Raw genomic sequence first — 24,228 nt, 5'->3', positions numbered from 1 at the left:
TTCATTTTTATCCCAACAATGAAATACATCATTCTTCTATTTATCATTAGCGGTATTAGTTGCGGCAAACCTGCAAAAAAAGAAAGTCTGTCACAGGTATTATCGAACGGTGCATGGATCGACCTTAGTCATGATTTTTCATCCGAAACAATTTATTGGCCCAACAACCCGACCGGATTTAAACTGGACACACAGTTTAACGGCATTACTGCAGGTGGATTTTATTATTCTTCAAATGCATTCTTTTCGCCAGAGCATGGCGGCACACATTTAGATGCGCCGGTACATTTTGCAAAAGGAAAATGGAGTGCTGATGAAATTCCATTAGAAAATTTAACAGGTGATGCAGTAGTGATCGATGTAAGTGCCAACACAAAAAACAATTCCGATTATCAAATAACAGTAGCTGATATCGCTGCATGGGAAAAAACAAATGGTAACATACCAACCAATGCTATTGTATTATTCCTTACAGGTTGGGCTGCATTTTATCCCGATGCCGCAAATTATTTGGGCACTGCTGCAAAAGGAGAAGCAGCAACAGCTAATCTGCATTTCCCGGGTATTCATCCGGATGCAGCGACGTGGCTCATTCAAAACAGAACCATTAAAGCAGTTGGTATTGATGCAGCAAGTATCGATTACGGTCAATCAAAAGATTTTAAAACACATCAATTGTTTTACGAAAAAAATATCGTGGGTTTCGAAAACCTGACAAACCTGAGCTCATTACCTGCCACCGGTACATATGTAATTGCATTGCCAATGAAAATAAAAGGTGGTAGTGGCGGCCCATTACGGATGATTGCATGGGTGAAAAAATAGATTTCTGATTCAGCGATCGTAACACTTCATTTTATGCAGTGTTACGATTGATTTCTATCGAAAACTACGCTCCCTGTATTCGTTATTCTACTATTTTTAAGCTCTTTGATTTGCTGTAGCTTAGCAGCAAATCCCTTCCCGTGAAACGATCTATATCCACTCTTCTTTGTTGCATTGTTGCATCTGTTGCTGTTGCACAGCCGTTGGTTGATACTGCTGGTAAAATGGTGGAGCAAAAAGAAAACATCATCACCGAAAACACCATCGTTAAAATAGAAAATCTTGGCTTTCGTATTAATTCTGAACTGCCTGAATTGCGGCCCACTATTTCTGCTGATGGTAACTTATTATTCTTCATCTGTGAAAGTCATCCACAAAATAAACATGCACATGAAGTGCGTAACTCACAAGACATTTGGTATTCACTAAGAGATACTGCTACAGGAAAATGGAGTGATGCAGTGCATTTAGGGTATCCATTCAACACAGCACATTACAATGCAGTTTATTGGATATCGCCTGATAAAAACAGAATGTTATTACGCAACGCTTTTGTTGATGGCGACTATTACGGCAATGGAGTAAGTATGAGTGTTGTGCAAAAAGATGGGCGCTGGAGTAAACCACAAATGCTCAAGATCAAAAACTATCATAAGTACGATCGTGGATTTCAATCTGGCGCATCAATGTCGAGTGATGGACGTGTTTTACTCTTATACATGAGTGAAGAATTGAAAAGCCGCATCAATAAAATTTATGTATGCTTCCTGCAAACAGATGGCACCTGGAGTGAACCCAAGAGTGTCGGTAAAAAAATTAATCTGCCCGGCTATAATCAAATGACCCCTTACCTTGCTTCAGATGCTGTTACTCTTTATTTCAGCAGCGACAGGCCCGGTGGTTTGGGCGATCAGGATATCTGGAAAACAAAACGCCTTGATAGCAGTTGGCTGAAATGGAGTGAACCCGTAAATCTTGGTGAGCCGATCAATACCACAGACTTTGATGCTTTTTTTACATTAGATGCCGGTGGTGAATACGCCTACCTCACCAGCAGTTTTCAATCGTTAGGCAAAAGTGATATTGTGCGTGTAAAATTATTAGAGATCGAAAAACCTGATCCTGTTGTATTGGTGAGTGGCAATGTATACAATGCAAAAACAAAACAACCATTGAGTGCAAGTTTAATTTACGAAACACTACCCGACGGTGTTATTGCGGGCAATGGTTTATCAAGTCCGGGTGATGGTGTATTCCAGATCGTATTGCCGTATGATAAAAATTATCTGATCCGTGCAACGGCTGATCATTTCTTTGCTCAATCTGAAAATCTGAATCTTGATTCGCTGATCCGTGCAGGTTATAAAGAAATTCACAAAGACTTATATCTGGTGCCGATTGAAGTAGGACAGATCGTTCGTCTCAACAACGTATTCTTCGATTTTGACAAATGGGATCTTCGGCCTGTTTCGTTCATTGAGTTAAATCGTGTGGTGAAAATGTTAAATGATAATCCTGCCATCAGTATTGAATTAGGAGCGCATACTGATGCTAAAGGTTCTGATGAATACAATATCAAACTCAGTCATAACAGAGCACAATCGGTGATGCAGTATATTTTATCAAAAGGCATTCCACCAGAGCGTGTTAGCTTTAAAGGCTATGGAGAAACTGTTCCGGTTGCTACAAACGATACAGATGAAGGCCGACAATTAAACCGACGGGTGGAGTTTAAAATATTGACGAACTAAAAAACATATAAAGATTATTTTTTCTTAACCGGCTTATTCAGATTCTGTTTTACTCTGAATTTTACAATTTTTGTAATGAGTGCAACCGGCATGGGCTTATCTAGTGGAAATTGCACCGCACCTTTGGAGCTTTTATAAACTGACAATTCTTTTTCGAATGCTTTGATACCATCCGGTGCAGGATAGAATCCAATATGTGCTTTATAACCTGCAAAATGCACAAGATTTCCATTCAGTACAAATGTGGGAATGCCATACTTCATAGCTTCTTCGGCAGAGGGTGCTGCTTTTTTAATGGCGGCACGAATTTGTTCCAGCAGTTTTTGAGTAGCTGCGGGAAAGCCGGCAATATACTCGTCTATATTGGTTGCTGATGCGTTAAGCATGACTGGTTCTTTTTATCAGTTTCGAAACCCGGTATACTTCCAACAAGATAAAATTTTTCTTTCTCATTTTATTATTTCTGTACGCCATCATCAGAACGACAGTGCAGCAGACAACAACCAGGAAAAATTATTCCGTTTGGTTACACCATCTCTTATAAAAATAGCATCCGCTGCATGCAGATATTTTGCCTCTGTTCGGAATCGGATAAATTTTGCGGGAATAAAATCTATATTGCAGGATAGGCCGGCTGACTCAAAGCCCACCGGCTCGTACCCTTTCACAATAACAGCCTGCCTGTCTTTATAATATTCTACCCGAAAAGCAGTTTTGAACTTTTCATGAATCATATATTGAACCATCATGGCTGTTCCCCACCAAACATTCTTCTGTTCTGTTCCAATATCAAACAGAAACGTAGTACTTAGTTTCGGAGAAAGTGAATGCGTAACAAAAAAATTATGAAACAACCGGATTGACTTAGCAATAGAATCTGGCTGTTCATTACCCATAAAGCCGGAAGAATTAAATAACCATTTCGCATTGGGTTTAAACTGTACCTGTGTACCGATCGATTTCCCGGAATTGGTTTCTTTTATATTCTGCCAACCATTCAACAGCAATAGAGAAGTTGTCCATTTCTCATTGAGTGTATAATTAAGCTTTACCCCCATTTCATAATAGGGTGAATTTTCAGCTATCAAACTTCTGCTCAGGTTCCAGCAATCTTTACTAATGGCTGTTTCACTTCCAATATGCGAAGGGAAAATACCTGCGTCCACACTTAGCTTTTCAGTAAACTGATAACCAGCACTCGCCTCATAAATATGTTTCAACAAACCGGGCTCTGCTGCTAAATTATAAGTTGAATAATCGCCGGCCATCAAACCGAGATTGGCTTTTATCTTCTTGTTTTTATAAGCAAGCTGCAAGAGTGCAAGGTTAACTGCAACTTTATTGTTCCGCTTATGATTATAAATGAATGATGGTCGTTCGTTCAATTGCGGCTTATCAAAATCATATTGATAATACAAGTCCACGAAGACGCTCAGCTTCAGCTTCTTTTCGTATGTACTATCCTGCGATCTTGCAAAGAGAAAAAGAATCACGAATACTTGAACACAGAGCAATCGTTTCATACGCTAAAATAAATTAATTTGCTACACGTGTCAACTCGATCTGTTGCATTGGCTGGTAGAGTAACGGAATATCTTCCACCACTACATCGCTTTTATCAAGCCCGAATGCTTTTTCATCTCGTTGTCCCAATCCTTTCAGAAAGAAATAGGAATTCAGCAGCAACCCGCCTTTCAATGTAAATTCATTTTCTACCGACAGAAATTTTTCGATCACTATAAATTTAAAATCCGGCTGAGCATTGTATTTGGTAGAACCGTCTGGACGTATATGCAGATTCAACTCCTTTTTAGCCACCAGGTCCTGTACGATCTTCTTAAAGTACAACTCTGTTCTCGGTTGAATACGGAAACCGGCATTGATGGTTACCTTGATCACCTTGTCATCAAGCAACTCCGACACATCATACGATAAGGTATAAGGATGCTCTGTACGATTGATGTGTACAAACCAATACACATCGGCCCGTTTGGGTTTCTTTGAAAAAATGGAGTTGATAATTTTTTCTTCAACCTGATGGCGGTTATTGGCCTTGGTAAGATAAATGAGATGTGTTGAGAATTTCGGAATCAGATCATCTTCACTTAACTCTTTAATGGTTGACGCAAATTTTCCCAGATCCACAAACTTTGTAAAGCGGTTGTTGATCTTACGTGCATTGTACCATACATACATCACCATAAAAATAAAGAGCTCAAAAAACAGAAACATCCAGCGCTCTTTGATCTTGGCTACGTTTGCAATAAAGAATGATGTTTCAACAGTTGCAAATACAATTACAATAACAGCAACCATCCATTTATTCCATTTCAGTTTATAAACGAGATAATAACTCAACAGTATAGTGGTCATCATCATGGTAATGGTAATGGAAAAACCATACGCAGCTTCCATATGCGTTGAATTCCGGAAGTACAGGATCATCATTACACAGCCCACCCACAAAATCACATTCACACTCGGGATGTAGATCTGCCCTTTCATATCGGATGGCTGACGCACTTTTACACGTGGCCAGAAATTCAGATTCATTGCTTCACTGATGAGTGTGTACGAACCGCTGATGAGCGCCTGCGATGCAATAATGGTTGCTGATGTAGCGATGATGATGCCGGCAATTAAAAACCAATGCGGCATGATCTCAAAAAATGGATTTCGTCCTTGCAACAATGGATCGCCCTGATGCATAAGCCAGGCTGCCTGACCGAGATAGTTTACCAACAAACATATTTTTACAACAGCCCATGACGCACGGATATTTTTACGTCCGCAATGTCCCAGATCGGAGTACAAAGCCTCAGCACCTGTTGTACAAAGAAACACAGCACCCAGCAACCAAAAACCTCCCGGATAGCGTGCAAGTAATTCATAGGCATACACAGGATTCAATGATTTTAATATTTCCGGATAGTGTAATATTTGACGAAAGCCCAATACAAACAACATCGTAAACCAGATCACCATTGCAGGGCCAAAAATGACACCCACTTTGTGTGTGCCAAAGCGCTGAAAGAAAAACAACAATGAAAGAATAACAATTACAATGGGAACGGTAGGAAGATTAGGTATCACTGCTTCTAATCCTTCAACAGCCGATGCAACTGAAATAGGTGGCGTGATAATCCCATCGGCCAATAATGTTGTTGCTCCAAGTATAGCCGGTATCACTAATTTTTTTCCATAGCGTCGAACCAACGCATACAACGAAAAAATTCCTCCTTCGCCATCATTATCTGCTTTTAGTGTAAGCCAGATATATTTAATACTTGTTTGTAATACCAACGTCCAGAAAATACAGGACACGCCTCCCAGCACCAACACTTCATCAATTTCCTTGGTGCCAATAATGGCTTTTAATACATACAACGGGCTTGTGCCAATATCGCCATAAATAATTCCCAACGCTACCAACAATGAGGCAATAGTTATCCTCTTCGAATGAATGTTATTCGATTTCATCTGTCAAAAATTTTATGTTTCAGTGATTATTCCTTTGCAATAAACCTGTAGCCCACTCCCGATTCGGTAATGATATGAGCAGGACGGTTTGGATCGGTTTCAATTTTTTTTCTGAGTTGTGCAATGAATACACGCAGGTATTGGGATTGATTAATATAACCCGGCCCCCATACTTCACGTAAGAGGTATTGATGCGTTAATACTTTACCTTCCTGTTGTGCAAAAAGGCGGAGTAGTTTATATTCTGTTGCAGTAAGTTTTATTAATTCATTCTCTTTCTTTACTGTTCTTGCTGCCAAATCAATTTGCAATGCACCGCAATCGATCAATGGATTGCTTTCTTCAGTAGCTGAACTACGCAATGCAGAACGGATGCGGGCCAGCAATTCACCAGTACGAAATGGCTTTACCAGATAATCATTTGCGCCATTGTCAAGAGCTGTTACAATATCTTCCTCTCCACTTTGTGCAGAAAGAATGAGCACGGGCTTGGTGTACCATTCTCTTAACTTCTTCAATACACTATGTCCATTCTCATCAGGCAATCCTAAGTCGAGTATAATAAGGTCGGGCGGATGACTTGCTGCAATCCGCAATCCTTCTTTCGCATCTGCAGCAGATTCTACATTAAAGCTGTTACTCTCTAATGTAATTTCCAGCAGCCTGCGTATCTGCACTTCATCATCGATTACAAGTATTGCTGCGTTATTCATTTTTCAGATTATTAATGAATGAAGTTTCTGCAGGGATCAACATCGTAAACCTGGCACCATGCGGAACATTCTCCAATACAACTGTTCCATTATGTGCTTCTACAAAACCTTTTACAATGGAAAGACCGAGACCTGTACCTCCCGTTCTTGTGTTACTTAACCTGTAGAATTTATCAAATACTTTTTCTATTTCTTCGGGAGGAAAACCGGGTCCTCTGTCTTCAATGGTGATTGAAAGGCAATTTGTTTCCTTTTTTAATGGACTGTGCTCAGTTGATGCTGTATCCAATTGATAAATACGGTCGGTAAGATTGGACACGTTGATAAATATATCGCCATAGGCCGGAGTGTATACAGCAGCATTGTACAGCAAATTATACAACACCTGTTCCATCAATACATAATCCAGTTTATAAAGCGGCAGACCCTCTTCAATGATAACAATGGTTTGGTGGTTTTTCAATTGCTGATCCAATCTGTTGATCACATCATAAATAAGTTCGTTCACATCACACCAGTCCTTTTTGGGTTGAATAAATCCCGATTCCAATCGGGACATACTCAATAGATTTTCTACCTGCTGATTCAACCTTAACGCTGCAACTGAAATTCCACTCACTAACTCTTTCCGGTTTTCTGCTGTAAGTCGTGAAGGTTCTTCCAGTAAATTATCACTTGCACCAACAATTGCAGCAACAGGTGTCTTTAATTCATGCGACAACGAATTGAGTAATGTATTGTACAGTTTTACTGTTTTCGCTTTCTCTTCTTTTTCCTGTACCTGCTTTTCGATTTTTCGGATTCGATTGGTAAGTACAGCATTTATCAACGCTATTACAAAATACATGAAGAATAGCAACACATCTTCTGCATCGCCAATATGAAATGTAAACTTGGGAGGAATAAAAAAGAAATTCCACACCAACGCACTGAGTAGTGCTGCCAGCAGCACAGGCATAATGTCGAACACAATGGCTACCAGCGAAACCGTAAGCAATAAGATAAACGCTACAACCCTGTAACCGAGATAATCTGAAAATGCATAACAAGCTGTGGCCAACAGCAGCACAAGACCTGTGCTGATCAGAAATTGTTTGATGGTTGATAAGCGGCGGAACATTTGTTACTGATTGAAAAACAAAGGTACTCCGCCGGTTATCAATATGCTATAAAATCAAGAAGGTTCGGTATAAAGATTTTATAAAGATGCCCGAACCGGAAGCATAGATGAGAAAGGTTACACTGCCACCGCTGCTTCCCGATGATATTTATTCTTATACGCTAACGGCGACAAACCGGTGATTTTCCGGAACACGGTTCGAAACGCTTTCTCATCGGAGTAACCCGTATCGTACATTACTTCGTTTACATTTTTCCGGCCACTCTCCAGTTGCTTCTTTGCTGCTTCAATTTTTACCCGTTGGATATATTCCACCACGGTATTGGCCGTTGCTTTCTTGAATCGACGCTCCAGGTTACGACGGCCAAGCGCCAACATACCTGCTAGTTGATCGACTGTTATTTTATCCTGGTAATTCCGTTCAATATATTCCTGTGCTTTTTTAATGGATTCATCTTCATGTCCCTTTTGCCCATTGAAGATGATGAAAGGCGATTGACTTTCCCGATCGATATCGATCATAAATGTTTTGGCAATACGCACTGCAATTTCACGGCCTGCATGTTTCTCAATTAAATATGCAAGCAGGTTTAAAAACGAATACGCTCCCCCGCTGCTGTACAAACCATCTTCTTCCGTCATAATACGATCGTCTACCAATTCCACATCCGGAAACATTTTACGGAAATCGTTGGCAGCAATCCAATGTGTTGCACATTTACGACCATTCATCAAACCTGTAGCTGCTAATAAAAATGCAGCAATGCATAAACTGGCTACTTCTGCTCCTTTATTGTATTGCTCTACGATCCATGGAATAAACGCTGCATTTGCCTGCATAGCTTGCGGCAGATCGCCGTGCATTGCCGGAATGATAATAATATCAGTCTTCTGCACATCCGTGATCAATACATCAGGTTGTATGGTGTACAAACCATTCCGTTGCGGAATAGTATTCGACAATCCTACCAATTGTATTTTAAACAACGGTTCCATATCCATTGCTTTGCGGATATTATTAACCTCTGAAAGTATCTGGTGTGTACCATCAATATTTGGCAAGCTGGTATGTCCGTTTGGAACAAGAATTGAAATGTGTTTCATTGAACTGATTGTTTTAATATAGCAAATCGCCTGGTTAAGAGTTGTCAAATGTATGAAAAGCATTTGTCGGAATCAACCCCAAAGAATGCCGCAAACACACCCTTTTGCTTTGCCGGTTGCGGAGTAGGTTTGTATCAGAATCCATCGCATGATTACAAGCACCATACAAACAGCAACATTGATCAACCAAATGGAACAAACCGCAAGCGGATTGATCGAAACTTTACAACACGTAAGCGACAGCCATTTCAATCGCAAACCCTCTGCCAAAAAATGGAGCATTGCGCAAGTGGCTGATCATATCTGTCTTTCGAATCAATCGATCAGTAAGGCATTGGCGTTGCATGGAATGGAAGTTGATCGTGACCCGGCAGAACGCATCGAGGAATTGAAAGATGTATTTCTCGACTTTACAAAAACCTATGAGTCGCCCTCGTTTATTGTTCCAAAAAAAGAGGCATACAACAGACAGGAGCTTATGAATGAGCTCTTGCGTTCGCTGCAGCAAATCCACCGGTTGATGTACAACACAGAATTGAATGTAGTCATCAATCATCCTGCCTTTGGCGATATCAGCAAATTAGAGATACTGCATTTTGTTTTGTTTCATACACAACGTCATTTGCGACAGATAAAACTGATCCATGAAGAACTGATCATTGAAAAAAGTTGATGCAACGTAATGAATCCGATTGAACTGTTTAAAACAAATGTAGATAAGCGAGATGCAGCAGACTGCATCATCCGGTTGCTGCAGCAAACATTTCCCGGCTGCCGGATCACGATCGATCTGCATGACTGTGATAAAGTGCTGCGGCTGGAAGGTGCATTGATCAGAACAGATGTTGTGAAAAAACTTGTGCAACAAAATGGATTTACCTGCAGCGAACTTGAATGAAATATATTATAACTTAAACAATCATTAACCTTAAACCAATCACACATGAAAATTCTAAAAAAAATAGCGCTGGCAATACTTGGCATCATTGCAGTAGTGCTGCTATTAGCACTCTTTATCGATAAAGAATTCAGCCTTACAAAAGAAGTGACGATCAACAAACCAAAACAACAGGTATTTGGCTATACAAAGCTCATCCGTAATCAGGAACAATACAGTGTTTGGGTAATGGCTGATCCGAATATCAACATCGTTTACACAGGTACCGATGGCACAGTAGGTTTTACGTCAGCATGGGAAAGTGAAGATAAAAATGTAGGTGTAGGTGAACAGGAAATCATTGAGTTACAGGAAGCAGAACGTATGAAAGTAGAAATTCGTTTCAAAAAACCATTTGAAGGCACGAATTATGCTATTACTACTTTTACAGCAGTTGGTGATAATCAAACAAAAGTTACAACCGAGTTCAGCGGCAAATCTTCTTACCCGATGAATATTATGAACCTGTTCATGAACAGTTTTGTGGGAAAAGATATGCAAACGAATCTCGACAACATGAAACGAAATCTGGAAAAATAACCTGCATGACGAAGAAAGCAAAGCCCACCGATGCAGAACTTGTTGCTGCGTATATGGACCAATTGGAACATCCGTTGAAAGCAGAGATGGAAGCTGTTCGAAAGATCATTAAAGACTGCGACAAGTCTATTCACGAACGCATCAAATGGAATGCACCCAGTTATTATACATCGGCTGATATGGTTACGTTCAATCATCGTTCGCCCGAATATGTACATCTCATCTTCCATCATCCTACAATTGTAAAAATCAAATCCACCTTATTGGAAGGCGATTACAAAGACCGACGCATGGTTTACTTCAGAACAATGAAAGAAGTAACTGCGAATAAAAAAGAACTGCAACGAATCATTAATGAACAGGTGCAGTTGATTGGATAACCTTTAAAACAATTTTTATGGAACGACTTCATTTTTCGGCAAACATCAATGCCCCTAAAGAAAAAGTATGGAATATCCTCTGGTCAAAAGGAAACTATGAAAGCTGGACCTCTGTTTTCAGCCAAGGATCAACCGCTGTTACTGATTGGAACGAAGGGAGTAAAATACTATTCGTTGATGGTAAAGGTGACGGTATGGTGAGCAAGATCGCTGTAAAAAAACTAAACGAGTATATGTCGTTTCAGCATCTTGGTGAAATTATGAACGGAGTGGAAGACACTACCAGTGAAAAAGTAAAAGTATGGCAAGGCTCTCAGGAAAATTACCGGCTCACAGCGAACGGAGAGCAAACAACACTCGATGTTGAAATGGATATTACACCCGACTTCAAAGATTACTTTCTCAAAACATGGCCCAAAGCAATGGAAGCCATTAAACAACTCGCAGAATCATCCAATTAATAAATCATCATGGCAACAGTAAAATCAATTTACGTAAACCTTCCGGTAAAAGACCTTACACTAACAAAAGCGTTCTGGACAAAACTTGGCTTCAGCTTTAACGATCAATTCAGTGATGATAAAGCACTGTGCCTGATCATGAACGATGGGCTGATCTATTCGATGCTCATTACGCATGAATTCTTTTCTACGTTCACCAACCGTTCGATCGCTGATGCAAGTTCTACGCAGGTATTAATAGCGATTGAAGTTGAGAGCAGGGAAAAAGTAGATGAAATAGTACAAAGTGCACTGGCAAATGGCGGTAGCCGTTACCGTGAGTCGGCCGATCATGGATGGATGTACTACGATTCCTTTGCAGATATTGACGGACATCAATGGGAAGTAATGTACACCGATGCTACAAAAATCCCTTCCTGATCATTTTTCAACTTTTAATTACAATCAAATGCCAAGTACACTAAACCCTTATCTCATCTTCAACGGTAATTGCCGTGAAGCAATGAATTTTTACAAAGATTGTTTTGGTGGCGATCTTTACTTGCAAACAGTTTCCGAAGCACCCATTGCGGCTCAAATGCCCGCCAATCTGCAGAATTCGATCATGCATTCGCAACTTACAAGTGGCGCCATTGTAATGATGGCATCTGATATGAACCGGGAAAAACTCAATGACGGCAACGGCACGCAGCTATGTGTTGTTTGCAGCAGCGAAGTTGAAATCAACCGCTTTTTTAATAAGTTGAAAGAAGGTGGCACCATTACTGAGCCGTTAGCCAAAATGTTCTGGGGAGGATATTATGGTTCACTGATCGATCAATATGGCAAATACTGGTCGTTCAACTATGAGGAAGCAAAGCCGTAACAGCGTTTGTTAATCTTGAAACAGACAGGCAACCGCATGCTGTTTTCAAATATCTTAGCAGCATAAAATTTCTTCTATGAAATCAATGCTGCTTTTTCTTTTTGCATCAGCTACAATTGCGACAACACAGGCACAAAATTTTGCGGATGCAGAACAGGTAATGCTCAACAACCAAAAATCGTTAGGCGATGACCAGGCACTTGTGATTTATAAGGATGGAAAGATCCTGCATCAAAAAATGCTGGGCGATTTTCGAGCCAATATACAGGCACCCATTGGAGAAAGCAGTCAATGGCTTACAGCTGCCTTGGTGATGATCATGGTGCAGGAAGGCAAACTGTCGTTGGATGATAATGTTGGTAAATACCTGCCGATTTTTCCCAAGTGGATGAAAGGCTATATCACCATTCGTCATTGTCTGAGCCACACAACTGGTATTGAAGCCGAGAAACAAGGTGCGGGAAAATTATTTCAGAAAAAAAGTTTTACAACACTAGAAGAAGAAGTGAATTATTATGCGGAGAAAAGAGCCATTGCCAATAATCCCGGTGTTTGGTTCCAGTACGATCAGATAGGACCTTCTATTGCCGGACGAGTGCTGGAAGTAATTACCAAGAAAAAATTTGACAGGCTTGCGCAGGAAAAACTATTCCGTCCACTGAACATGCGTGTTACAAGTTTCAGCAATTATACCTCAGCGATCAGTCCGTTCGATGGTGCAAAATCATCCGCTCTTGAGTACACGAATTTTTTAAGCATGTTATTGAACAAAGGCTTGTTTAATGGAAAACAGATCTTAACAGAAGCTTCGGTTGCCGAGTTAATGAAAATTCAAACCGGTGAAGCATTGAATAAATCCACGCCGGCATTTATGAATGGTTTCAGCTACGGACTTGGTACATGGCTCGAAACAAAAGATGGAACTGTCATAAACTGTGTATCACAAAACAGCCCGTTTGTATGGATCGATTACTGTCGTGGCTATGCCTGCATTCTGCTCACAAAAAAAGAACGCAGTTTGTTGAAACGGGATTTGTATGATCAATTGAAAACGGCGGTAGATGCACAACTAAAAAGCAGTTGCAAATAAGCCGGCATCTTTCTACTTTGAGCAAACGAAATTCTCACTATGTACGAACATAAAACACAGCCGCTTGTTTCAACGAAAATATTCTATCAACGTATTGGCAGAAATCTTCTGTTTTCCATCGTCACGTTACTTGTAAGCCTTGCAATTGGAGTGATCGGTTACCACAGCACAACCGGAATGGAATGGCTGGATGCTTTGTTGAATGCATCGATGATCTTAAGCGGAATGGGACCTGTTGATACAATTGCAACAACGTCGGGCAAATGGTTTGCTTCATTTTATGCACTTTTCAGCGGTATTGTTTTTATTACCAATATCGGTCTGATACTGGCACCGGCCATGCATCGTATTATGCACAGGTTGCATGTTGAAGACAAATGACAGTAATCTTTATGGTTCGTAAAACATCCGTTATCTCATTTTGCTAAACACATTCTCTTATACTTCATTCATTAAACAAACCGCCGCAACGTTGGGGTTCAGTTATTGTGGTATTGCAAAAGCCCAACGACTTGATGAAGATGCACGCAGATTAGAAACATGGCTAAGCAAAGGCATGCATGCTGATATGCAGTACATGGAAAATCATTTTGACATGCGGGTTGATCCAACGCTACTTGTACCTGGCGCAAAAAGTGTGATTACGTTAATGATGAATTATTTTCCATCGGTTGAGCAAAACGAAAATACCCCCAATATTTCAAAGTACGCATTTGGCAAAGATTATCATGAAGTGATTCGTGCCAAATTGAAAGAGTTACTAGTACACATCAATACAACGATTGGAGAAGTAAACGGCCGCGGCTTTGTTGACAGTGCGCCGGTGTTAGAACGAAGCTGGGCACAGCGAAGCGGTTTGGGCTGGATCGGAAAAAATGGAAATCTCATCAGCAAACAAAGTGGCTCTTTCTTTTTTTTGGCCACATTGATCTGCGATCTTCAACTGGACTACGATTCTCCTTTTGCAAAAGATTATTGTGGAAGCTGCACCAAATGTATTGACCACTGCCCCACCGATGCAATACTTCCCGATAAAGTTGTTGATGGCAGTAAATGCATCTCATACTTCACCATTGAATTAAAAGATGCTTTGATCGATGAAAGTATGAAAGGTAAATTCAACAACTGGATGTTTGGTTGCGATGTTTGTCAGGATGTTTGTCCCTGGAATCGTTTCAGCAAACCAACTAACGAGCAGAGCTTTACTCCTATCCCTGAAATTTTAAACCTGAGCAGCAAAGAGTGGGAAGAAATGAGCGAAGAAACATTTAAACAAGTGTTCAAACACTCTCCGCTTAAACGAACAAAATTTGCAGGTATCCAACGAAATTTGAAATTTATTCAGCAGTAAAACCTGGCCGCACAGAGCGACTTGACTTGCGCACATCAAAACATCAATCCAAATTTTATAGCAATGCGGTTGTAATGATAGTTATAATTCAAAACTGTTTGTCCGCCTGGTTGTGGCCATGGCCCCCAACTAAATCCCTCCTGCTTTTCAGCAACATGTTTGTACGTATAACCTGCACTGAATAAAAAGGCATCACCTTTCTTAGTTGCCAATTGAAATCCAACACCGGCATCGGTGTAAAGTCCCGCACTTTGCGAAATAATATTCCGCTGTTCTTTATTTTTGGTCCACGGCACATGCACACCGGCATCCGTATAAATAAAAAAAGATTTTCGTTGCTTTGAGAACTTGTACCGAACATCTGCAAACAATGGAACTCCACGCTGCATGTAAAAATCAAGCCCCGCACCAATACCTGCATACCAATTACCAAACGAAAAACCATTGATAGCCTGCACTGCGGCAGCTTCTCCTGAACTGCCTGCCAGCAAACCGCCTTGCACAATTGTTTTAAATTGAACGGGCTTTGCAATTGTTGATACTTGTTTTTCCTGTGCAACAACAGTTACGGCAAGAAAAGTAAAAAGTAAAAAAAGAGTGTTTTTCATGTGTTTCATTTTTTGCGGAATTTTATGGCTCATGTTATGCGATCATTTTTGAATAGCAATGCTGCTTCGTTGACTAATGTTATTCTGATTCGAGTAATCAAATTGCAGCAATGCTGTTTTGGTAACAACCAACGCATTGTTATTCCAGGCAATTACATCATAGGCATCAAATCCTTTGAAATGTTTTACTAAGGTCAAATTTGATGGATTCGCAGCATTGTACACACGCAACCCATCTTTTCCATCGCAGACAAATAAGAGATTACCATCTTTCGACAAACCATGCGGATTTGTAAGTGGATATGTTTTCAATAAGGAAGGTGCCTGCAGGTTTGTAATATCCAACACATCCAATTGATTAATGGATGCACGGCAGTTGGTACCACTGCGCAAAGTTACATATGCATGTGTATCATCTGCTATTACCGGATCGCAGGCAAATACATGTGAGAAGCTGCCTGTTTTTTGAGGTGCTGCAGGATTGCTTACATTAAAGATGAACATCCCTGTATTTGAGCCGATGAAAAGCTGATCCTTGAACGGATAAATGGTTTCGATTCCCCAACCAATTTGTACGGTATTTAGTTGCTGTGGCTGATCAGGATTCTGCAACCCAAAGACTTTGAGATCACTGTGAGAAACGGTATAGAGATGATCATTTCGCAATGCGAATCTCGACATAGAACCATTTGTACCCATGGTTGCAATGGAACGTGTGTTTGAAGAAAAGCTCGAACTTGCAAATGCAAGAAACCCTCTGTCGAAAAAAACAGTCGATTGATTGTTGCCGCAACTAACGGTTACGGTTGTATCTTTTTGTAACCAATCAACGATCACAAGATTGGTATCAGCAGAAAAGCCATTTGAAAATGCCCTGTGCGGAAAAACCCTTTCTTTAATATTCACAACCTGTATGCTTTGCGGATTACTGATGTCGAGTGTAACGAGATCGTTGAACAGATCAGCATACAATCTGTTTCCCTTTACAGCCAGATCAACATTACCCGGCATATCAATAAAGCTGATATTCTTAGGTTTTGATGGATCGCTGTTATCAATTACATGAATGCCTTTATCAATTTCGTTGAGAAAGATCGTTGTTCCGAATAACGTAATTTTTCCGGGATTGACGATGGGCTTTGCAGACTTGCTTTTGATATCGCTCCACACTTCCTGCTTTGTTTTGTACACAGGTCGAAGCAAGGTATAGGTTTGTGTGCATTTGTCTTTCAGGCAGCCTGATAAAAAAGATACAGTTACAAGCAGTAACGCAAAGGTTTGAAAGCGTCTCATGTGTTGTTAGTTTTGATTTTACGGTTACTACGTAGAACTGAACATCCAAATCATTGCACAATAATTTTGCGCAAGCGCCCTTTGTTCCGGTTCGTTGCAGTTTGTTCAGAAAGTTGACAAGGCACAACTCCAAACCGTTGCGTTGATCTATTAATTTACCGATTGAAATAAATGCGGTACCGTAACCCTGCCTGCAACCAATAATCTTTCTCCGATGCTTTGTAAGCGGGTCGTAAGCCATAGTTTACATATAGCCCGAGTTGCGACGAGAATGTTTTTGCTTTCCATTCATATGCAGGCGATAAATAAAGCATGGGTTGCCATACAGTAGCTTTTGTTTCATTGACGGCAAACCCTCCTCCTGAAGTACGGTCGTTGGTGGCTGTATAACGGAACGAATACAATGTATCGGTTTGGGTAGATGCAATTGCAAAATATTGATAGAGGCCTGCATTGAGCAGCAATGCTCCTTTTTTGAAACGTGCCATTTGCCATTCAACTTCAAGCGGAACACTTATGGCATGAATTTGAAATCCAACACGCTTTTCATTGGCAGAAATTGTATTGAAAAAATTACTTGTGTAAACAAACGTATCTACTTTTTGCAGCTGTGTAACTTTGTAACTGCTGTACTCGTATTGCAGTCCGGTTACAAATGCATGCTTCTTTTTAAATGGTTTACGCACTGTAATACCAGCTCCAAATTGCACCGACGGCTGCACGGTATATTCATAGCGGATGGCACGTGAAATATTGGCGAATGGTGGAATGTTTGCACCACCTGTCAAATAACTGACTGTTTCAGCTTTCAACATTTCGCCGGGAAAAAGAGTTTCCCTGATATCAGCAACACCTGCATTTACATGAAGCCCCAACTGCAGTTTTCGTTTTGGAATACTGATTTGCGGTACAGGTAATGTTGCAGCTGAAGAATCTACACTTGTAACCGCATCGGCAACAATTGTACTATCCTTTTCAAGGATAACCGGAGTTGCTGTTGCAACAAGTGTATCGGCCTGTGGTTGAGTTTTGATGGTAACTACGTCTGCTGTTCTGCTTGTATCAACGGGTGGTTTTGATTGAACAGAAATCTGATCAGTTGTTTTGATAGTAGTTGATGTAAGAATTTTTTCTTCAATTTTTGGTTGGGCAACTTCTACCGATTGCTGCTTTGTTTTCGTTTGTACAACTTTTTCGACGGAAGCAGTCTTTTGCAAAATAGTTTTTGCATTTACTTTATTTACATCAGCACTGCCTTCTGATGCTTTTACTTCTTTTGCCTGCGTTGTAGTTAAAGAAGCTGTTTTTTGTTCAGGTACTTCGTTTGACGATTTGGTAATGGTTAATGGAGAATCAGTTGTGTTTGTTGTTGTGTTTGTTGTTGTGTTTGTTGTTGTGTTTGTTGTTGTGTTTGTTGTTGTGTTTGGTTTTATAGCAGGAAGGTTTTTTGATTCGGCTGCAGGCTTATTTTCCGATACGTTTGTTGATTTATTTTCTGATACTGTTGTTGATTCATTTTTCACAGTTGATTCCGATGGCCACACAGCATACAGCATACCGCCAAGAAACAAGGCAGCGAGGGGTAATATGAAAAACCATCTCCTTCGTCTCCTGTCTTCGTTTATCTGACGCTCCACTTGTTGCCATACTTCGGCCGACGGCTTCAGTTTGAAGTCGGCCATTTGCTGGCTTAGCTTTTTTTCAAATTGATGATCCGCCATACACTTGCTTTTGGGGTTCGGAATTATATTTTTCAATCCATGTAATGAGTAAGTTCCGTGCACGCATATATTGGCTGCGGCTGGTACCTTCGCTGATGCCCAGCATCTTGCCAATTTCTACGTGTGTAAAACCTTCCACTGCATGCATATTAAAAATCGTTTGGTAACCGGTGGGCAATTGCCGGATGAGTTCGGCCAGTTCCTTACTGCGTAGTTGAATTTCTGGGTTATCATTGCTTACCGGATGTAAGGGTTCGCTGAGAAACGACATATCGTATTGATATTCCTTTTTCTTTTTAAGATAGTTGAGCGCTGTATTGACCATGATGGTACGTATCCATCCGCCCAACTCACCTTCTGCACGGTAATTTTGCAGGTTACGGAACACTTTGATAAATCCTTCCTGTAATACATCCTCTGCATCGGCCAGCGATTTGGTGTAGCGGTAACAGATACCCAACATCGATTCAGCAAACGCATCATAGAGTTGCTTTTGTGCCATGGCATTTCCACGCAAACAGTCTTTTATTAGTTGCCGCTGATCGATCATTCCGGTTTTGTAAAGGGTTGACAAAGCTATTTCGCAAATCGTTGCTCCCCTGTTAAAATTCTTTTGATAAAAAAAAGCCCTGTTAGAAAACAGGGCCGTCCACTTAAAACATAACTACTGATAAATTTTTAACCCGCAGGATCAGGAGGCGTGTTGGTATTGTTATCTCTTTCACGGAAAGGGTAAGGGAAATAATTACGCTTACGTTCTCCGGCCGGGCGACCAAAACGTCTGATATCTTCCATTTTAAATCCATGCATGTATAATTCAATACAACGCTGGCGATAAATTTCTGTAAGTACATCGGCTTGTGTTACGAGGCCAGTGTAAACCGGTTGCTCAGCTCCAACTCCAAATGGATCAGCGGCAGTGGTTTTAGTTCTGATCTTATTTAATTCAATGATCGCATTCACCAGATCAGGGGTTGATTGACGGGCATACGCTTCAGCTTTGATCAACGTCATTTCACCAGGAAGATAAACCGGCCATGGTGTTGACAATGCAGTACCAAAACCTGTGATACGCCATCTTGGTGCAACGGTTGGGTTAACGGCCATGTAAAAAGCAATCCGCTTATCTGATGGATCCGGTGCCAGCGCAGGAATTAATCCAAACGTTGAATCCAATACTTGAAATACATTGTTGGTTGCTGTAGCCACATTAAAGATCGGATTCGGACTTACTGCATCAAAATTCATGGTACTCTTTACAGTGAGGTTTACTGTGTTAGCGGAAGCTAAAGCACCGCTATAGTTTCCACTAAATAAAAGATACCTTGCTTTTAATGCCTGTAATGTATTGGGTATCTCAATACCCGCCGGCAAATTTGCCAAAAACTGGCTACTGATCGGATTGGCTGCAATAGCAGCGAGTGCTTTATCAATTGCTGCAATTGCCTTGGCAAAACCTTGCGCCTTAGGTACAAAACTTACATTAAAGCCAAGCGTATCGGGCACCTGCTCCCAGTACATTGCCAGGTTACCTAAAGCCATTGCTTTAAATATTGTTGCGTGGCCAATTAAACCGGATGCATAATTTTTATCGCCAAGATTCTGCGCATTGTTGATCACATTATTTGCATCAAAGATCACTTTCAAACTTTGCGCCCACAGATTACCCAGCACATTGTTGTTTCCATCAACACTGGTTCCACCTGTAAATAAATTTGCTTCATCTACATTACCTGCATTTTGCAAGCGGAGCTCAAAAGTTGAAAATCCGTTTGCTGTAACCAGATTATACAGTGGCGACTGACGACCAACACTGTACTGTTTTTGTACACCAATTGAAATACCTGTTAATCCAACAGAATTACTCAGTGCATCTTTTACAAGTGTTGCGTTGGGATTGCTGAAATCTTTTTTACACGATGAGAACAGCAGCACTGCCAACACCGGTAAAAGAGATGAATATTTATAGAGTTTCATATACTTTCTTTTAAATGGTTGAATTAAAATTTAGCAATGAGTGAAACAGCAAATGTGCGGGGAATAGGCACGTTACCGAAATCAATACCACGTGCAATTGTACTGCCACCACCTGCATTTGTTTCAGGATCAAAACCATTGTAATTATCCCAGCTAATAAGATTTCTTCCGGAAAGACGCAAGGTGAGATCGCTCACAAAATTTGAAATTTTACCTGCGCTGTAAGACAATGATATTTCACGAAGCTTTACAAAGCTTCCATTATCGATCCGCCATTCTTCAATTGCATAAATACTGCTTACATAACCTCTCGGCAATTGACCTCTGTGTTCCTTTTCAGCAAATTCATTTCCGTTACCAACACCTTGTCTTGTGCGGAAATCAGCATTGAATACATCCACACCCTGTACAGCATCCAGTTGTACACGCAGTGATAATTTCTGATACGTAAATGTATTGATGAGTGTTCCTGTCCAATCCGGATTGGGATCTCCGATTACTCTGCGTAATGCAGTACCGGTTGGCAATCCGTTACCATCACGTTGCGTTGTATACGTTGATGGTGATGTTTGTGTGCCACGTTCCTGTACAGGAATACCTGCGGTATTTTTGATCTGGTTACCATTTGCATCTGTTGCAAAAAAGAAACCATAAAATACACCAACAGAATAACCCGGCAACAGAGAGATAGCACCTGCAGGAAGATTATACTGGATCAACCCTTGCGGAATTTTCTCTACACGGTTTTTATTCCGGTTAAAGATCACATCTGCTTCCCAGGTAAATTTCTTTGTTTGTATTGGCGTACCACCCAGCATTAACTCAATTCCTTTATTACTTACTTCGCCAATGTTATCAAGCAAGCTTGTATAACCATTGGTTGGTGCAATAAACCGGCTGATGAGCAAATCCTGTACACGCTTGCTGTACCAGTTGAATGTAAGATTCAGTCGATTTTTAAAGAACGACATATCTGTTCCAACTTCAATTTCTTTTTGTACTTCCGGCTTCACATTTTCATTGGCTAACTCACCCGGAGATAATAACGAAGTACGTCCTACTAATGGAGATGCGTTATATACATTGAAACGTGAATAAGCTCCAATACCTGTTAAGTTTCCACTTTCACCATAGGCTGCACGGATCTTTACAAAATCCCACCATTTATCAAGTCCTGCTTTTGTCCAGAAACCTTCATCGCTCAAAATATAACTACCACTTACTTTCATGTACAACTGCCGACGCTGGTCTTCACCAAATACAGAAGATTCATCTACACGTAACGCACCTGTAAGGAAGTATTTGTTTTTGAATTTAAAATTCTGTTGCAGGTATCCACCGGAAATAGAAATTTCACTTCGTTGATCAATACCCGGCAGTACCGTACTTGCACCTGTAACTGTTTGAACAAACGGTGCCATACCACGACCTTGCAAAACGGAGAACACACCTTTTTCATACTGCAAAGAATATCCAACCTGTGTTGTAGAAACCAATTCGCTGGCGATATTTTTTGTCAGTGTTGCATTCACCTCATGGTTGATCAAAAACTGCTTGTTATTTCCTACACTCGCATAACCGTTCAGTGTTGGATCAAGCGTTAAACCACCACCCCAAAAATCGGGGCTTGCATTATAGGTGTAAGGAGGAATATACGTATTACCAAACTGCGATACATTGTCGATACCCATTGTGTAATCAACCGTAAGATCTTTCATCGGTTTTAACTTCAATGCGAAGGAAGATATGATCCGGTTTGTTTCCTGCTTTTGTACAAAATCTTCAATGATACTTACGGGATTGATACGGCCCCGCTCTCCCACTGCCTGCAAATTACCATTGGCATCTCTTGCAAAAATATTATGGAAGTTTCCAATAATGGTAACACTGTTAATGGGAGAAAAGAACGAGTTGCCATCAGGCTTTTCATTCGAATTGCTGTTGATGTAATTCAAACCTGCTGAAAACGACAACCACTTATTTAATTCCTGATCAAGATTTACTCGAAAGCTGTACCGTTTAAAATCGGTGTTTTTAATAATTCCTTTGTTATCAAAATAAGAAGCAGAAACAAAGTATTTCGTTTTGTCTTTTCCGCCACGAACGGAAATATTGTTATCGGTACCAATACCGGTTCTGAAAATATAGTCCCAGTAATTGTAACGAGTAACGTTGGTGGTATTGGTTAATGCAGGCGTAAGAATATCCTGTGTTTGTGCACCGGGTCCATCAGTAGGGCCGCCAAATTTTGTTGGCGATTGGTTGACGCCAACCTGTTTGCGTAATTGATTTACCGTTACTGTTGTGCTGAACGTTACAACGGGTGCACCTGTACTTCCACGTTTCGTAAAGATCTGCACCACACCTGCATTCGCCCGTGAACCATAAATAGCTGCGGCTGCTGCACCGTTGAGCACCTCCACACGTTCAATATCGTTTGGATTAATATCAACAAGGCGATTCGGCGCAGGAGAGATCAATCCGTCATATGCACTTTGTGTATTTGTTACACGGCGTGAACTGTTTGTTACAATTACACCATCCACAATATAAAGTGGTTCGCTGGAAGAGTTAATTGTACTGATGCCTCTTAAACGAACACTCATGCTGCCACCGGGATCACCACTGTTTTGAATGATCTGTGCACCGGGTGTTTTTCCCTGTAAAGCTGCCAATACATTTCCAGTTGCGCCTTTATTTAATTGTTCTGCTTTTACGGTGCTGATATAACTTCCCAATTGACGACGGGTAGTTCCCTGGCTTGTACCTGTTACCACTACTTCATCTAAACCTAACACGTCGTCCGTTAATACAACATCAGCCGAGTACGTATTGGTTCCGCTGGCAACATTCACTTCGGTTGTTTTTGTTTTGAGTCCAACACCGGAAAACTCCAGTGTATAACGACCCGGCTTCAAATTGGCACTGATGCTGTATTCGCCGTTTGCATCAGTGGAGGTTCCAAAGTTGGTATTCAATATTACCACTGAAACATTTGGTGCGGCTGAATTATCAGCAGCCGTCACTTTACCTGAGATGGTTACCTGTGCATGAGTTGCCGCAGACAAAAGCAGCATCAACATGAGCAAAGGCAATTGCAGCCATTTGCCTGTTTGTTTTTTTACGCTTCGTTTCATTTTGCAGTTTTTAGTTTGAATAATCGGTTCTGAACGTTAGAGAATGTCCATGCCGGCTTTTTTATAAGGGTCAAAAATTTTATGATCGGGTGCTAATTCGGTTATCAGCAGATCGAGCTCATTTGCTTTACATACCTGTATATTTTGTACGGTATTTATTTTTTCGGAGATAGAAAGCGCTACTACTTTTGATGCTGATCCCAGCATTGCTTTCTTTACCTGTACAACATCGTAATCGTTATCTGTTAAACCATGTTCCAGATCAAGTGCATTGATACCCAAAAAACAGAGATCAACTTTAAATTGCCTTATTTTCAGAATGGCATCGGCACCAATGGTGATCTGCGAACTTTTCGAAAGTTTATCACCAATAAAGATCACTTCAATTTTTGGATGATGAATGTATTCCAATGCAGCCGGTAGACTTCCGGTAATAAACGTGGCTTGCAAATTTTCAGGCAACGCCTTTGCCAATTCAATAATCGTTGTACCACCGGTACTCATTACAAACATGCCATCCTGTATAAGTGAAGCGGCTTTTTGTGCAATGGTTTTTTTTGCATCGATGGAATAAACATTGGAAGAATTGATGGAACTGCTGAACGATTTTGATAAAGCACCGCCATGCACTTTAATGATCTTGCCTTTATCTGCCAGCTCCTGCAAATCCCGGCGGATCGTATCTTCTGATACATTTATTTGTGAACTGAGATCTGATGAGAGTACACGATTGTGCAGGTTTACCTGGTGTACAATAAACGCTTGACGTTCCTGCTTAAGCATGCTGGTTTTGGCGGTTGAGTGATTGGTAATAGACAAACCTAAAGTACAAAAGTTCATTAAACCTGCAAAAAAATGCATTAATTTTAACAAAG

General features: G+C 40.6%; 25 protein-coding genes. 12 read left to right on the top strand and 13 right to left on the bottom strand.

Features of this window, described 5'->3' with window-relative positions:
* Positions 1 to 18: 18 nt before the first annotated feature.
* The gene (locus tag WG989_RS13015) at positions 19 to 825 is read left to right on the top strand and encodes a cyclase family protein (protein ID WP_340429976.1); all 807 of its coding nucleotides are present in this window, start codon (positions 19 to 21) and stop codon (positions 823 to 825) included.
* Between the two features lie 140 nt (positions 826 to 965).
* A complete protein-coding gene (locus WG989_RS13010) occupies positions 966 to 2,576 on the top strand; it encodes an OmpA family protein (RefSeq protein ID WP_340429974.1) in 1,611 nt (536 codons plus the stop codon).
* Positions 2,577 to 2,590: 14 nt separating this feature from the next.
* On the opposite strand, the gene WG989_RS13005 is transcribed toward WG989_RS13010, so the two are convergent.
* The 6 genes from WG989_RS13005 to WG989_RS12980 form a co-directional block, all read right to left on the bottom strand.
* Entirely contained in the window at positions 2,591 to 2,962 is a 372-nt protein-coding gene (locus WG989_RS13005) for an iron chaperone (RefSeq protein ID WP_340429972.1), read from the bottom strand.
* 90 nt (positions 2,963 to 3,052) lie between these two features.
* Positions 3,053 to 4,099, bottom strand: coding sequence for a porin (locus WG989_RS13000; RefSeq protein ID WP_340429970.1), 1,047 nt, complete (start codon positions 4,097 to 4,099; stop codon positions 3,053 to 3,055).
* Positions 4,100 to 4,112: 13 nt separating this feature from the next.
* Positions 4,113 to 6,056 carry a KUP/HAK/KT family potassium transporter gene (locus WG989_RS12995; protein ID WP_340429968.1) on the bottom strand — a complete coding sequence of 648 codons (1,944 nt, stop codon included), beginning with the start codon at positions 6,054 to 6,056 and terminating at the stop codon, positions 4,113 to 4,115.
* A gap of 26 nt (positions 6,057 to 6,082) precedes the next feature.
* A complete protein-coding gene (locus WG989_RS12990; RefSeq protein ID WP_340429965.1) occupies positions 6,083 to 6,769 on the bottom strand; it encodes a response regulator in 687 nt (228 codons plus the stop codon).
* The gene (locus WG989_RS12985) at positions 6,762 to 7,889 is read right to left on the bottom strand and encodes a sensor histidine kinase (RefSeq protein WP_340429963.1); all 1,128 of its coding nucleotides are present in this window, start codon (positions 7,887 to 7,889) and stop codon (positions 6,762 to 6,764) included. The genes WG989_RS12990 and WG989_RS12985 overlap by 8 nt, the downstream gene beginning before the upstream one ends.
* Positions 7,890 to 8,006: 117 nt before the next feature.
* Positions 8,007 to 8,993 carry a GlxA family transcriptional regulator gene (locus tag WG989_RS12980; RefSeq protein ID WP_340429961.1) on the bottom strand — a complete coding sequence of 329 codons (987 nt, stop codon included), beginning with the start codon at positions 8,991 to 8,993 and terminating at the stop codon, positions 8,007 to 8,009.
* A 148-nt stretch (positions 8,994 to 9,141) separates the two neighbouring features.
* Here WG989_RS12980 and WG989_RS12975 point away from each other — a divergent pair, with 148 nt between their 5' ends.
* The 10 genes from WG989_RS12975 to queG all read left to right on the top strand — a co-directional run bounded on the left by WG989_RS12975 (position 9,142) and on the right by queG (position 14,617).
* Positions 9,142 to 9,666 carry a DinB family protein gene (locus WG989_RS12975; protein WP_340429960.1) on the top strand — a complete coding sequence of 175 codons (525 nt, stop codon included), beginning with the start codon at positions 9,142 to 9,144 and terminating at the stop codon, positions 9,664 to 9,666.
* A gap of 9 nt (positions 9,667 to 9,675) precedes the next feature.
* On the top strand, positions 9,676 to 9,891 hold the full coding sequence (locus WG989_RS12970; RefSeq protein ID WP_340429959.1) for a hypothetical protein: 216 nt from the start codon (positions 9,676 to 9,678) through the stop codon (positions 9,889 to 9,891).
* Between the two features lie 45 nt (positions 9,892 to 9,936).
* Positions 9,937 to 10,470 (top strand): SRPBCC family protein, encoded by a 534-nt coding sequence (locus tag WG989_RS12965; RefSeq protein WP_340429958.1) that lies wholly within the window; start codon positions 9,937 to 9,939, stop codon positions 10,468 to 10,470.
* 5 nt (positions 10,471 to 10,475) lie between these two features.
* Complete coding sequence (locus WG989_RS12960) at positions 10,476 to 10,850, top strand: DUF1801 domain-containing protein (protein ID WP_340429956.1); 375 nt, start codon at positions 10,476 to 10,478, stop codon at positions 10,848 to 10,850.
* A gap of 17 nt (positions 10,851 to 10,867) precedes the next feature.
* Positions 10,868 to 11,311, top strand: a complete 444-nt coding sequence (locus tag WG989_RS12955) for an SRPBCC family protein (RefSeq protein ID WP_340429954.1) — start codon at positions 10,868 to 10,870, stop codon at positions 11,309 to 11,311.
* A gap of 9 nt (positions 11,312 to 11,320) precedes the next feature.
* Entirely contained in the window at positions 11,321 to 11,731 is a 411-nt protein-coding gene (locus WG989_RS12950; RefSeq protein WP_340429952.1) for a VOC family protein, read from the top strand.
* Between the two features lie 28 nt (positions 11,732 to 11,759).
* Positions 11,760 to 12,176: a VOC family protein gene (locus tag WG989_RS12945; RefSeq protein ID WP_340429950.1), complete on the top strand. Its 417-nt coding sequence runs from the start codon at positions 11,760 to 11,762 to the stop codon at positions 12,174 to 12,176.
* A gap of 76 nt (positions 12,177 to 12,252) precedes the next feature.
* Positions 12,253 to 13,266, top strand: coding sequence for a serine hydrolase domain-containing protein (locus WG989_RS12940; protein ID WP_340429948.1), 1,014 nt, complete (start codon positions 12,253 to 12,255; stop codon positions 13,264 to 13,266).
* A gap of 39 nt (positions 13,267 to 13,305) precedes the next feature.
* A complete protein-coding gene (locus tag WG989_RS12935; protein ID WP_340429946.1) occupies positions 13,306 to 13,647 on the top strand; it encodes a hypothetical protein in 342 nt (113 codons plus the stop codon).
* A gap of 40 nt (positions 13,648 to 13,687) precedes the next feature.
* A complete protein-coding gene (queG, locus tag WG989_RS12930; RefSeq protein WP_340429945.1) occupies positions 13,688 to 14,617 on the top strand; it encodes a tRNA epoxyqueuosine(34) reductase QueG in 930 nt (309 codons plus the stop codon).
* A 35-nt stretch (positions 14,618 to 14,652) separates the two neighbouring features.
* Here the strand turns inward: queG and WG989_RS12925 are convergent, their stop codons facing one another.
* The 7 genes from WG989_RS12925 to WG989_RS12895 form a co-directional block, all read right to left on the bottom strand.
* Positions 14,653 to 15,225, bottom strand: a complete 573-nt coding sequence (locus WG989_RS12925; protein WP_340429944.1) for a hypothetical protein — start codon at positions 15,223 to 15,225, stop codon at positions 14,653 to 14,655.
* Positions 15,226 to 15,267: 42 nt separating this feature from the next.
* Complete coding sequence (locus tag WG989_RS12920) at positions 15,268 to 16,518, bottom strand: LVIVD repeat-containing protein (RefSeq protein WP_340429942.1); 1,251 nt, start codon at positions 16,516 to 16,518, stop codon at positions 15,268 to 15,270.
* Positions 16,519 to 16,673: 155 nt separating this feature from the next.
* A complete protein-coding gene (locus WG989_RS12915; protein ID WP_340429940.1) occupies positions 16,674 to 18,239 on the bottom strand; it encodes an outer membrane beta-barrel protein in 1,566 nt (521 codons plus the stop codon).
* Complete coding sequence (locus WG989_RS12910; protein WP_340429938.1) at positions 18,220 to 18,789, bottom strand: RNA polymerase sigma factor; 570 nt, start codon at positions 18,787 to 18,789, stop codon at positions 18,220 to 18,222. Before WG989_RS12910 ends, WG989_RS12915 begins: the two co-directional genes overlap by 20 nt.
* 128 nt (positions 18,790 to 18,917) lie before the next feature.
* A complete protein-coding gene (locus tag WG989_RS12905) occupies positions 18,918 to 20,216 on the bottom strand; it encodes a RagB/SusD family nutrient uptake outer membrane protein (RefSeq protein ID WP_340429936.1) in 1,299 nt (432 codons plus the stop codon).
* 23 nt (positions 20,217 to 20,239) lie between these two features.
* Entirely contained in the window at positions 20,240 to 23,353 is a 3,114-nt protein-coding gene (locus tag WG989_RS12900) for a SusC/RagA family TonB-linked outer membrane protein (RefSeq protein WP_340429934.1), read from the bottom strand.
* A gap of 36 nt (positions 23,354 to 23,389) precedes the next feature.
* Positions 23,390 to 24,136 (bottom strand): DeoR/GlpR family DNA-binding transcription regulator, encoded by a 747-nt coding sequence (locus WG989_RS12895; RefSeq protein WP_340429932.1) that lies wholly within the window; start codon positions 24,134 to 24,136, stop codon positions 23,390 to 23,392.
* Between the last annotated feature and the right edge of the window lie 92 nt (positions 24,137 to 24,228).

It is taken from the genome of Lacibacter sp. H407 (assembly GCF_037892605.1).
Lineage (GTDB): Bacteria > Bacteroidota > Bacteroidia > Chitinophagales > Chitinophagaceae > Lacibacter.
The sequence above is the reverse complement of the archived record's forward strand: the minus strand, read 5'-3'. Positions and strand labels throughout refer to the sequence as shown.